The 12,166-nt window shown below is 47.4% G+C and carries 13 protein-coding genes; 4 read left to right on the top strand and 9 right to left on the bottom strand.

Features of this window, described 5'->3' with window-relative positions; all coding sequences use genetic code 11:
• Nucleotides 1-131 precede the first annotated feature (131 nt).
• The 5 genes from TY09_RS10350 to TY09_RS10330 form a co-directional block, all read right to left on the bottom strand.
• On the bottom strand, nucleotides 132-869 hold the full coding sequence (locus TY09_RS10350) for a MerR family transcriptional regulator (RefSeq protein ID WP_042433941.1): 738 nt from the start codon (nucleotides 867-869) through the stop codon (nucleotides 132-134).
• A gap of 199 nt (nucleotides 870-1,068) precedes the next feature.
• The gene (locus TY09_RS10345) at nucleotides 1,069-1,650 is read right to left on the bottom strand and encodes a hemerythrin domain-containing protein (protein WP_242841479.1); all 582 of its coding nucleotides are present in this window, start codon (nucleotides 1,648-1,650) and stop codon (nucleotides 1,069-1,071) included.
• Entirely contained in the window at nucleotides 1,631-2,236 is a 606-nt protein-coding gene (locus TY09_RS10340) for a hypothetical protein (RefSeq protein ID WP_042434037.1), read from the bottom strand. Before TY09_RS10340 ends, TY09_RS10345 begins: the two co-directional genes overlap by 20 nt.
• 85 nt (nucleotides 2,237-2,321) lie before the next feature.
• Nucleotides 2,322-4,172, bottom strand: coding sequence for a hydroxylamine reductase (gene hcp / locus TY09_RS10335; RefSeq protein WP_042433935.1), 1,851 nt, complete (start codon nucleotides 4,170-4,172; stop codon nucleotides 2,322-2,324).
• A gap of 216 nt (nucleotides 4,173-4,388) precedes the next feature.
• On the bottom strand, nucleotides 4,389-5,060 hold the full coding sequence (locus TY09_RS10330; protein ID WP_042433933.1) for a Crp/Fnr family transcriptional regulator: 672 nt from the start codon (nucleotides 5,058-5,060) through the stop codon (nucleotides 4,389-4,391).
• Nucleotides 5,061-5,360: 300 nt separating this feature from the next.
• Here TY09_RS10330 and TY09_RS10325 point away from each other — a divergent pair, with 300 nt between their 5' ends.
• The 4 genes from TY09_RS10325 (at nucleotide 5,361) to TY09_RS10310 (ending at nucleotide 8,851) form a co-directional block, all read left to right on the top strand.
• Nucleotides 5,361-6,548: an anaerobic nitric oxide reductase flavorubredoxin gene (locus TY09_RS10325; RefSeq protein WP_042433929.1), complete on the top strand. Its 1,188-nt coding sequence runs from the start codon at nucleotides 5,361-5,363 to the stop codon at nucleotides 6,546-6,548.
• A gap of 52 nt (nucleotides 6,549-6,600) precedes the next feature.
• Nucleotides 6,601-7,812 carry a DUF438 domain-containing protein gene (locus tag TY09_RS10320; RefSeq protein ID WP_042433926.1) on the top strand — a complete coding sequence of 404 codons (1,212 nt, stop codon included), beginning with the start codon at nucleotides 6,601-6,603 and terminating at the stop codon, nucleotides 7,810-7,812.
• Nucleotides 7,813-7,824: 12 nt separating this feature from the next.
• On the top strand, nucleotides 7,825-8,175 hold the full coding sequence (locus TY09_RS10315; RefSeq protein WP_042433923.1) for a cupin domain-containing protein: 351 nt from the start codon (nucleotides 7,825-7,827) through the stop codon (nucleotides 8,173-8,175).
• A gap of 262 nt (nucleotides 8,176-8,437) precedes the next feature.
• On the top strand, nucleotides 8,438-8,851 hold the full coding sequence (locus tag TY09_RS10310) for a hemerythrin domain-containing protein (RefSeq protein WP_042433922.1): 414 nt from the start codon (nucleotides 8,438-8,440) through the stop codon (nucleotides 8,849-8,851).
• A 778-nt stretch (nucleotides 8,852-9,629) separates the two neighbouring features.
• Here the strand turns inward: TY09_RS10310 and TY09_RS10300 are convergent.
• From TY09_RS10300 to TY09_RS10290, 4 genes are all read right to left on the bottom strand, one after another.
• Complete coding sequence (locus TY09_RS10300; RefSeq protein ID WP_042433920.1) at nucleotides 9,630-10,238, bottom strand: lysozyme inhibitor LprI family protein; 609 nt, start codon at nucleotides 10,236-10,238, stop codon at nucleotides 9,630-9,632.
• Between the two features lie 209 nt (nucleotides 10,239-10,447).
• The gene (locus TY09_RS19025) at nucleotides 10,448-10,702 is read right to left on the bottom strand and encodes an RHS repeat-associated core domain-containing protein (RefSeq protein ID WP_411918522.1); all 255 of its coding nucleotides are present in this window, start codon (nucleotides 10,700-10,702) and stop codon (nucleotides 10,448-10,450) included.
• 440 nt (nucleotides 10,703-11,142) lie between these two features.
• Nucleotides 11,143-11,649 carry a hypothetical protein gene (locus TY09_RS10295; RefSeq protein WP_042433918.1) on the bottom strand — a complete coding sequence of 169 codons (507 nt, stop codon included), beginning with the start codon at nucleotides 11,647-11,649 and terminating at the stop codon, nucleotides 11,143-11,145.
• 111 nt (nucleotides 11,650-11,760) lie between these two features.
• A partial coding sequence (locus TY09_RS10290; protein WP_207640408.1) for a hypothetical protein occupies nucleotides 11,761-12,166 on the bottom strand: 406 nt, incomplete at its 5' end.

Below are 12,166 nucleotides of genomic sequence, written 5' to 3'. Positions count from 1 at the left end.
AAATTTGAAGAAGTTATGGAGAAAAAAAACGGCGGCTTTGATCGTGTTCTCAAAGCCGCCGTCCCGCATGGAATCGGGTACGAAGAATATCATTTTTTGCAGTACCGGCAGTAATTCTTTCCGTGCATATCTCAGTTTGCGGCGTAGCTCTCCGCCGCACAGCAGATATAATAACTCAAACCGGTCTGCTGTGCTTCGAGCATTTGACGATGGAACTCGTCCGTCATTAAAAATTTTGATTGAGCGACGAACCCCTGTGTGTCGATCTTCATACTGCGCTGCATAAACCGAATATGCTCTTCGACGGCGGAGCGAACTTCCTCCGCATTGACACTGACGCCGTTTCTCAGCGCATTTGCCATAAAACGCATAAATTCTACAGCTTCGTTTGCACTCTCATTCATAGCGTCCGCATCAATCGCACCCGTATCGATGGAATGGCCGTAATTTTCCCGCAGATACTCGTTCTGCGGCTCCAATGCAGTCTCCCATTCCTTTTGATTCAGGCCTGAAAACATTTTTTCTTTACTCATAATGGCTCCTTTCTCCGCATAGATGATCGCTTCTTCCAGTGTGTGCAAAATGCTGCCGGTTCTCTGTTGGCGCGCCATCAACAGAGTCTTTTGCTCGCACAAGCACCGCAGGCGGGAGGGTTCGTTCTGCATGGCCGCTTTGATTTTTTCCAGCGGAAAATCGAGTTCACGGTAAAACAGGATTTGCTGGAGCCGCTCCAGCTCCTTGTCCCCATAGTACCGGTATCCGTTTTCCGCAATCCGTTCCGGCATCAGCAATCCGATCTTTTGGTAATGATACAGGGTTTTGATCGTTACGCCAGAGAGCTTTGCGACTTCGTGCACTGTATATGACATACGATTTCACCTCCCAAACACAACGATAAGCTATGACCTAAGGTTGGAGTCAAGTGCTTTTTCAAAAATTATTTTATATAATAAATGTCTTCTTGTCCAGAAAACAGCAACCGCCCGGCGCGTTTTCAGCAAGCGCGTCGGACGGTCAAAAACAGATTCTATTTTGATATAAAGGAAATTCTGCTTTGAAACAGCCGGTTCAGCAGTATTTTTCCTTCAGCTCCCGCAGCATCTGCAAATAGGTCTCCTGCGTTTTGGCCTGCTGTGCGTTTTTCTCGAATTCCTGTACCCGCTCATCCACCGACTGCAGAATGTCCTGTGTCAAATTCTTTTCCGCATAGGTATAAACGATCTGGTTTTCCTTTTCGATATGGCGCTGCAGCAGATTGGCATAGCCTGCGGCCTCGGCCAAAATATTCAGCTTGTAAATGGTTTTCGGGTCGTCCCGATACTGATTGAGCGCTGTTTCCAGATTAGAAAGATGCAGCCGGCCCAGGTCGTGCTCTACCAGCATGCCGTGCTGAATCAGATTGACGCCGATCTGCCCCAGACGCTTTGTCATCTCCTGAAACAGGATCTGCTCTTCCTTGCCGTGATGGTGCTTATCAGCATAGTTCCGGGCAAAAGCAATCATCTTGCGAAAATCTCCGTCATCCACTTCCTGCCCTTCCAGAATCCCGCAGCAGGCTTTCCTGATGACAGTCAGCAGCTCCAAAATATGATCGTGTTCCTCTACCATCAATTCAATGCTGTACATTTCGTCATCCCTTTCTGACTTCAAACCGTCCGTTTTCTCCGGCGGAAAAGGTGAGTCCGCTCCCGGAGAGCATCCCCTGTATCATTCTCGCACGAAGCGCATAGTATACGGCCGCGTCGCCGCCGGCCTGCTCCCAAAATTCCCCGTGCAGACACTGCGTCTGCTGCCACACGACATGGTCCTCTTCCCGCTCCAGAATCTGATTGACATGGTCGCACGGCATACCGTCCAGAAGAGTATCGCCAAGGAGCTGGAACGCCCCGGCGGCGTCTGTCCCTTCCGGCACGGAATGGCTCTGCCCAAAGCGGTAAGAAATCTCCTCCAGTTCCGAAATGCGGGAGGCGTCCACCTTTAAAAGCTCTGTGACGAGCACGGCGAAGCGCGCTTCCTCCACGTGGATTTTCTGCTGCAGCCACCCGTGGATATTTCCCTGATCGATGCTCTCCTCCAGTGGGCGCAGATCGGCGGGGCCGCAGTCGGCATCCAGCTTTTCGGCGAAGGAACCCCAGCCGTTTTGCTCCGCCGCATTCAGAATGCTTTGAATCCATTCCTCCTGAAACTGAATCTTATGGTACAGCCAATGATGAATCGGGCCTAAAAAAGCGCTCATATCGATATCCTTTCCTGAAAAAGGGGCCGTGAACGACTCACACATGTGATCTTTCACAGCCCCCTCTGCTTTGTTTTATTTTCAGTTATCTTTCAACCCGCTGATTGAGCTGTCCCAGCACCGCTTTCGGGTCAAGGCCGTGCACCATGCAGGCGTCCGAGAGGGACTCCATCTGGGATGAAGGGCAGCCCAGGCAATGCATGCCGCATTCCATCAGAACAGGAGCGGCGTCCGGATACTGCCGGAGGATTTCGCCGATCAGCATATCCTCGGTAATGGAAGGCTTGCTCGCCGCACCTTTGCCGAAAAACAGCTCCAGGTCGTCCTCTACGCTGCCGATTCCGGCAATGCCGAAGTTCTCAACCAGAACTTTTACCACATTGGGAGAAAGGAAAGCAGGCAGCGTCGGGCCAAGGTGAATGTCCTTTACGCCGAGGTGCAGCAGCGCCAGCAGAACGATGACGGCTTTCTGCTCGTACCAGGCAATGTTGTATACGATCGGCAGGTCGTTGATATCGTCCAGGCCGAACACTTCTTTCAGCTTGAGCGCGATCACGGCCAGCGAATAGGAGTCGTTGCACTGTCCGGCGTCGAGTACGCGGGGGATGCCGCCGATATCGCCGAGGGCGAGCTTATTGTATTTATATTTTGCGCAGCCCGCAGTCAAAATAACCGTGTCCTTCGGCAGCTCTCTGGCAAAATCGGTGTAGTAGTTTCTCGATTTTGCGCGGCCGTCACAACCGGCCATTACCACAAACTTTTTGATCGCGCCGGATTTGACTGCATCGACCACAGCGTCGGCCAGAGCCAGCACCTGATTGTGCGCGAAGCCGCCGATGATCTCGCCGCGCTCGATTTCCGCGGGGGAGGCGCAGCGCTTTGCGTGCTCGATGATCTCAGAGAAGTCCTTCTCCTCGCCGATCCCGCCCGGGATATGCTTGCAGCCGGGGAAGCCTGCAGCGCCGGTGGTATAAAGGCGGTCCTTGTAGCTGTCCTTCGGCGGCACGATGCAGTTGGTAGTCATCAGGATCGGACCGTTAAAGCTCTGGAATTCTTCCTTCTGCTTCCACCACGCGTTGCCGTAGTTGCCGACAAAGTGGGAATATTTCTTGAATGCTGGGTAGTAGTGGGCGGGCAGCATTTCGGAATGGGTATATACATCCACGCCGGTGCCCTCGGTCTGCTTGAGCAGCATTTCCAGGTCGCGCAGATCGTGACCGGAAACCAGAATACCGGGACGGGTGCCAACGCCGATATTGACCTTGGTAATCTCCGGGTTGCCATAGGCGGAGGTGTTGGCCTCATCCAAAAGCGCCATGCCTTTCACGCCGTACTCACCGGTTTCGAGCGTCAGGGCGATCAGATCGTTCACCGTCAGGGAATCGTCGAGTGTTTTTGCCAGAGCGCTCTGCAGGAACGCATCGACTTCTCCGTCGTCCTTCAACAGCACGTTTGCGTGCTTGCTGTAAGCGGAAAGGCCCTTCAGGCCGTAGGTGATCAGCTCACGCAGGCTGCGGACGTCCTCATCCTTTGTGGACAGTACGCCGACTTCTGCCGCTTTTGCCTGAAAGTCCGCACGGCTCGAAGAGGTCCAGCGCGCAGCTTCGGGCAGAACCTCCGGGTGATCAACCTGTTTCAGCAGTTCCTGCTTGCGGAACAGCGTCTCAAAAATGCGGTCAACAATCGCGTCTTCATCAAAATTTGCGTTGGTGATTGTGGCAAACAGATTCAGCGTAATCAGGTGATTGATCTCGGCGGAAACCTCCTTGCCCTCAGCACGCAGCTGCGTGGTGACAGACGACAAGCCCTTTGTCACATATACCAGCAGATCCTGCATGGCAGAAACCTCCGGATTTTTTCCGCAGACACCCATCTGCGTGCACCCGGTGCAGCCGGCGGTCTCCTGACACTGATAGCAAAACATTTTATTTTCCATGAAAGTATCCTCCTTCATTTTCGCTCGGTGGCCTCGCGGCCTTTTGTTGTCCTCATCATACCAGCCGAAGATAAAAAAATCCGTAACGCCGGTTACGGATTCTGAAAATGATAATCAAATTTTTGAAAAAGTGATTTTGCATGAAAACAACAATATCTTCCCCTGCCATAGGCGAGAGAAAATACGAGCCGCCCGTAAAAAAATAAAACGACGATATCAATTATTTTGAAGTGCATCAAAATCGACAATTTGAATTTTTCGTTTTTCAATTTTGATGATTCCGTCTTCCTGCATCTTCATCAGCTCTCTGGATAAGGACGGCCGCGCGGTGTTCATAAAATCGGCCAGTTCTTCCCGGTTCATCGAGAGTGTCACCCGACCATCGGGCGATGAATTCTGCAGCAGAACCTTTGCGATCTTCTGCCGGAGGGTGGCGCACGATACGATTTGAAGCTTGCGGTTCAAATAATACGCCTTCTGCGCGAGAATCGACAGCATATTGGAAATCAGCTTTGTGTGATAGCCGCAGTTTTCCCCACAAGGATGATACAGAAAATCCTTTGGAATCTGCAGGATCTGCGCGGGAACGACTGCCTGCGCATAGTGGTCGTATTCCTGCTTGTTCAAAAACAGAAACACTTCCCCGAACAATTCCCCGGGCTGATCCAGCGTTGCCACAATGCTGCGCTTTCCGGAGCTGGAATCATTGCCGACAACGACCGCCCCCTCCAGGAGCACCAGCAGCTTTCGAGGAACATCGTGCTGGCGGAAAATGAGCTCGTCCTTTTCGTAGCTCACAATCTCTGACCGGCTGCATTTCAGACAGTTTTCGATGTCGCTGTCCGACATTTCAAAAAACAGCGGACTCTTTTTCATTTTTGAAATCATACTCCACCCGCTTCCTCGCCACGCCGTCGGCGCTATGCGATTCAGAATACAAAAGACGCGCTCCTTGTGATTTGGTAACTATTCTATCATAGCCGCGCATCGGGGACAACTCTCTCCTTTTTCAGAAAGCCTGCCTCTGTCTTTCCTATTAAATAGTAACAGAAAAAATTGATTCCATCTGTTGCACTTGCAACCAACTTCCAAAATTATCTATGATATACTATGAAAAGAATCAAGACAGTCATACCCTGTAAAATTTTCGGTAAACTAACGAAAGACAAAAAGAACGGAGGTACTCCTATGGGGAAGAAATTAACGGATAAAGTCAGCTGGGTCGGCAAGGTAGACTGGGAGCTTACCAGGTTTCACGGTGATGAGTATTCTACGCACAGAGGGTCATCATACAATTCTTATTTGATACACGACCAGAAAACCGTGCTGATGGACACGGTGTGGCAGCCCTTTGATAAGGAATTTGTTGCCCACCTGAAGCAGGAGGTCGACCTGAAAAGCATCGATTACATTGTGATGAACCACAACGAGATCGACCACAGCGGCGCTTTGCCGGAGCTGATGCGAGAAATTCCGAATACACCGATTTACTGCACGGCCAACGGCGCAAAGATCCTGAAAGGACACTACCACCAGGACTGGAACTTTGTGACCGTAAAAACCGGAGATACCCTCGATATCGGGGACAGCAAGCTGATTTTTGTGGAGGCGCAGATGCTCCACTGGCCCGACACCATGTTCACCTATATGACGGGGGAAAATATCCTTTTCAGCAACGACGCCTTCGGGCAGCACTACGCGACCGAATCGTTGTATGACGATGTGGTGGATCAGGCGGAGCTCCTCGCCGAGGCTCTAAAATATTATGCCAATATTCTCACTCCGTTCAGCAAATTCGTCACCAAAAAGATTCACGAGGTGTTGGATCTGAACCTGCCGGTCAGCATGATCTGCCCCAGCCACGGCGTGATCTGGCGGTCAAACCCGACCGCGATTGTGGAGCAGTACCTGAAATGGGCGGACAACTACCAGGAAAACCAGATCACCCTGGTATACGACACCATGTGGAACTCCACCCGCAAAATGGCGGAGGCCATCGCGGCGGGCATCCGCGATACAGACCCCTCCATCACCGTAAAGCTGATGAACTCTGCAAAAGAGGATAAAAACGATATCCTTTCCGAGGTATTCCGCTCCAAGGCTATTTTGGTCGGGTCCTCCACCATCAACAACGGTTATCTGTTTTCCATCGGCGGCATGCTGGAGATGATCAAGGGGCTAAAATTCAAAGAGAAGCGCGCCGCTGCTTTCGGCAGCTACGGCTGGAGCGGCGAAGCAGTCAAGCAGCTGACCGAAGAGCTGGAAAAGGCAGGTTTTCAAATCGTCAGCAGCGGGCACAGGGCCCTGTGGGTTCCCGATGAAGCCGAGCTGGAAAGCTGTCGGGAATTTGGCAGGCAATTTACCGCCGCTCTTTGAAAAGGAATACAGGCTTTCACAGGCCGCAATCAACAGATAAAGGAGGATCCATATGAGCGCTGAAATCAACAACAGAGAATACCGCCAGCAAGTGTTAAAGGAACTGATTTCTCAGCTGCACGACGGCAAAAGTGTAGACGAGGTCAAGGATCAATTTGCCGCTGTGTTCGGCAATGTTTCCGCAGAAGAGATTGCACAGGCAGAGCAGGCATTGATCTTGGGCGGACTGCCCGTCGGTGAGGTGCAGCGTCTTTGCGACGTTCACGCCGCGGTTTTTAAGGGTTCGATAGAGGAAATCCACCGGCCGTCCGACCCGGCCAAAATCCCCGGGCACCCGATCAACACGCTGTGGCGGGAAAACCGGGCGCTGGAAACGCTGATTCAGGACATGCAGTCAAAGCTGTCGTCCGGGGCCGACGCACGGAGTGAGCTGAAGGACGGCCTGACCAGACTGATGGAAATTGACCGGCATTACAGCAAAAAAGAGAACCTGCTTTTCCCCTATCTGGAGCAGTACGGGATTACCGCTCCGCCCAAGGTGATGTGGGGCGTGGACGATGAAATCCGGGACGAGCTCAAAGAGATTGTGAAAAAACTTCCGTCGGAATCCGCAGCACAGCTTGCGCCGCGGCTGGAAACGCTGTTCAATCGGATTACCGAGATGATCTTTAAAGAGGAAAACATCCTCTTCCCCATGCTGATTCAAAACCTGACGCAGGATGAGTGGAAAATCATCGCTGATGAAGTTGCCGACCTGGGGTACTGCCTGATTGACAGCGCTCCTGTATGGAAGCCCACAGCGGAAAACAAACCGCAGACCGAACTGCGGGAAGAAGCCGGCCCCGGCGTTATCACCCTGCCGACCGGCATCTTAAAAACAGAAGAGCTTGTCCGGATGCTCGACACCTTGCCGATCGACATTACCTTTGTCGATAAGGACGATACGGTAAAATACTTTTCGCAGGGTGCGGAACGGGTCTTCCCGCGGACAAAGGCCATCATCGGCCGAAAGGTTTCCAACTGCCATCCCCCGGCCAGCGTGCACATCGTGGAAAAACTGGTAGAGGATTTCCGGGACGGCCGGAAGGATCAGGAGGACTTTTGGATCAAGATGGGCGACAAATATATCTTGATCCGGTACTTTGCAGTTCGAAGTGAGGCCGGCGAATACCTGGGTGTGTTGGAAGTCACTCAGAACATCCGGCCCATACAAGAGATTTCCGGAGAAAAGCGGCTCGTTGAGGATGCCGCACAAACAAATTAGGAGGGAATTCGTATGAGCGCACAATATTTGAAAAACATCGAATTTGAAAAAGAACTGGAGCTTTCCTCTTTGGTGCAATATCAGGAGGGTCAGGTCGTAAGCCGTACCCTGGCCCAGAATCCGGCGGTCAGCATCACTCTTTTCTCCTTTGATCAGGGGGAAGAGATCAGCACACATTCTTCCGACGGCGACGCCATGGTGACTGTTCTGGAGGGCGGCGCGCAGATCACCATCGGCGGGCAGGTGCATTCCGTAACGCAGGGACAGACCATCGTGATGCCCGCGGGAATTCCGCATGCGGTTGCCGCGGAAAGGCCCTTTAAGATGCTGCTGACAGTGGTGTTCCCTTACCCGAGAAGCTGATCATTCTTCGGCAGATGCTTTTCATTTTTACGATTACCGGTAACAGAATCAAACCAGCGGCGATCATGTCCAAACAGATCGCCGCTGGTTTTTTCTTTTGATCGGTTGATTTCTCCTTACTGAACAATCTTTAGTCATAAAACAGGAATTCGTTTTTTATGTTGTAAATACAACGGAAATGGAATTCAAAATGGAGTATGATGATTCCAGAGTTTTCCATAGGCAAGAGTCGTTATGACCACGCATCAAGGAGGAAAAGTAAATGGGTAATCTGGATATGTTAAAAAAGCAGCATGAAGAAGTACTTACACTCATTAAAACCATCCGCGGTATGATTGCCGATAGCCCTGAAGAAAAATCGAAGGAGATTGCATTCAATATCAATGCTTTGTCCGGCAAATTAAAAATGCACCTGATGTCGGAGGATCAATTCCTTTATCCCTCACTGATGCAGAGCGGCAACCGGACCATCCGCAACACGGCCCAAACATTCAACCATGAAATGGGGAATCTTGCGGAATCATTCCGCTCCTTTGCGCAGAAATATAACACGCCTTCAAAAATCATCCAAAATAGAATTTACTTTATCACGGAAAATCAAAAGATTTTTCAACTGATTGAAGAGAGAATTAAAAATGAGGATGTAAAGCTATACCCGCTGATCGCAGCAAAATGATGCAAATCAATCAGGATTTAACCGTTCCCCTAACCCTGACGCGCCACTAAAAGAGACGGAATGGAACGATCGGCAGAAAAGCGAAGAGAAAGAATCGGTAAAGATGTAAGTAAAAAAGGAGCGGTATCTTTTCGATACCGCTCCTTTTTTGTTTACAAATATAAGGGCCTCATTCGTACTTTGAACACTTATATCATGGATAATGCGCTCAAAATATTTAATGCGATCGTTTTACACTCCTCCAAGGATTTTTGAAAAACACCATGATTAAACGAACTAGAAAACACATCAAAGATGATTTAAGCTATTTCGTCGGCGTTTTTTCCTTCGACTTGGTTCGCAATCCAACTCGTTTCATCGTCGTATTCATCATTCGGGGAATACGGCAATAAATCGATCGGATCCCAATTGTCAATGATAGGCTTAATGTTTTTGAAAATCATTTTATGATCCAAACAAATTTTCAACGTCTCCCCTCATAATCCTTTCTGTGATACGGTAGGGTATCAGTGCCTGTCAATCAGCCTGTCACATACGGCATTGCTGTGTTCTAAAACCAAGTGTCGGCGATGCCGTCATATTCCGATTGCATCACCTTAGGAGGTGGTCTTCGTGTAGTAACAGGTTGTGTCATAGCAAGTAAAGTTTTTTCAAAAAATTGATCAATTACTTAGAGATGTCTCATTTCGAATGAAGAGGAGCACTCAATGTATTACTTCATTGACCTCTCTTACTAACCCCCACTTTTATAATCATAGGGAACCTTTGAATAAAAAGATTACTTATATAGGAATCTTAACGATTCCAGTTCACTTACTGATTTTGAGTTCGAACTTGCAGTTTCTAAAAGATAGTGTAAATATTTAATGCGAATTGTTCTCTGCCGATACATTTCCCTTTTTTCTGATAATGCGAGAAAGTTAAAAGCTGAACCCAATTCAACTGAATAGGAATCATCCGTTAATATTGTATGTTCAAAATCAAGATTGTCGTTCATGCTTTTTTCCCATTCATTTTGTACTAAAGCAAATCGATCTTTATCAACATCAGATAGATTCTCACTGAAACTTTTAATGGAATTCTCTAACTCGGCCTTCCAAAGATTCAGATATTTACATTGTGCGGTGGCAATTTCGGCTGTAGTTGTAGCCTTTTGGAATAATTCAGTATTATAATCTTTATCAATCGGATTTTCTTTTATGGCCATAGTAAATTCGGGGGAATCATTTGTAATCTGGTAGACATCAAACCATTCAGAAGTGGATTCAGCCGCTATATCGCTTTCAACAGAAGAGGAGCTTGAGCTGTTATTGGAACCCATTACATTTTGACTGCATCCACATATTAGCAAAGCGATTCCTATTACAAGCAGAATTATTTTTTTCACATTCTATCCCCCAGTTTCTATAAGTTCTATTATATGTTTCTCGCATAAACATAGGTCTGAGTAAAATAGTATCACATAGCCGCCTAATTGGCGGCTATGTGATAAAGAGTTAACTTGATTCGATAATATCTGGACTGTAAAGCCTGCCATTGAAATAAGCATCCACTTTTTCCAATTAGTTAACCCGAGTTGTTTTTTGGACAATATACCTAAAGCAAGCCGCACAGCAACTCCCCAATGATACCACCAATTATATCAGCCACTATATAACCATCTTCATCTGCCATACTGACAGGATTGTTTAGGCAGTGAGCGAACAAGTTGTGTTGCAGGAAATTTTCCTGATCTTCAGACAGAATATCTGTATCATCCGCATTCAAGAATCTATCTGTCTGTGCATCATAATATTTGCTGTTGAGATAATATAACCCTGTCTCCGCATCAAAGTAGTGCCCACGGTACAGAAAAGGATTCAGCTTGCCGATAAAGCAGCTTGCCCGCAGACATCATAGCTGTATTCTATAACGGCGTTGGCGCTCCTGTCAACGATATCGGTCACATCGTCCTGCGCGTTCTTTATGTGATGGCGGTATCATTGTTGGTAAACTCTACTTCTATTTCTTCACTTTTATCATAACGTGTTTTCTATCTGCCTACTCACCGGCATGGGCAATATGAAAGTATCGAATATTTAAAATAAGCCTTGCTCTGGGCATTTTATTACCTTCAATTCTGATTTTGTAATGAAGAAAACCCCGCTTCAAATGAAACGGGGCAAGGATTACGACCTAAAACTTTATTAAAAATAAGAAAAAATCTGAGAACTACTGAAATCCTTTAGCCGAAAATTCGCTGTTACTTGCTATCCATGAGTTATCTATAAGCGATGAATGAGCAGAAATATTTATTCGAAAAAAGCAATTTCACAATTTCCTATTTTCATTAAATCATATTCATTCGTTTCATCCAAAATATAATATTTACGAATGTATATAGGGAATTTTATTCTCGCTGTTATATCATAGCCATCGAAATATAAGAGTCCTACTTTTGAAATGCTGTATTTCCATCTCATTGATTTTATAATATCTAGCCATTTTAGAGCATCCTTTCTGTAAGCGTCTCTCCTATCTAAGTATTCGTCAACTACCACATGATAAGCGTAAGGATCATTTTTATACCGCTCTTTTATTTCTGAAATATCCTTATTATAAAGATCAAATGAACCAATACCCGTTTTAGAATCATCATATAATCCCGTTGCTTCAATTAACATCTCATCATCAGACAATTGTTTTGAAAATATAATATTTTGAATGCGAATAAATTCTAGATGCAATTCAGTTCTTAGTAATTCTAATACGTTCTCGGTACAATCACATGATAAAATCATGCCTAATCGTAAACTCATCAGATGATCTCACCTCCTAATCAAAAATGCGGACAAATTGTAAATTGGGATCGTTTCCAAAGAAAACGTGTCCTCGTTTTATATACGAAATTGGGTAATAGTGCATAGCATTTAACGGATACCATCTCTTATCGGACCAAAATAGCCTCCCCCAGCAGCAGTGCAAAGCACTTTAGCTGATTCAGAGTCTGCCGCCCAAATATCAGCACCAAGTGTAAGTTTATCCTTAGCCATTTCTGGAGTTAAGGGCTGGTCTTCATAAACTTTAGCTCCCGGAGATTTATCATCTGACTTGGATTGAGTTATGACAGATACTTTATCTTTTGATTCCACCTTCGCTTTGGCAAAAGTTTTTGGTGCTGACCGGATGGCAACCTGTCCAAATGAATATAATGCTGCGCCTGTTGACATTATGACCATAGTACCTACTGCATAAACAATGGTAGAAGTGGTAATACCTCTCCCGACTGCTGCTAATACGGAGCAACTAAAAACACTACAGTTGAGACTACAGCTA

The sequence above is a fragment of the Faecalispora jeddahensis genome, assembly GCF_000577335.1.
Taxonomy (GTDB): Bacteria; Bacillota; Clostridia; order Oscillospirales; family Acutalibacteraceae; genus Faecalispora; species Faecalispora jeddahensis.
The sequence above is the reverse complement of the archived record's forward strand: the minus strand, read 5'-3'. Positions and strand labels throughout refer to the sequence as shown.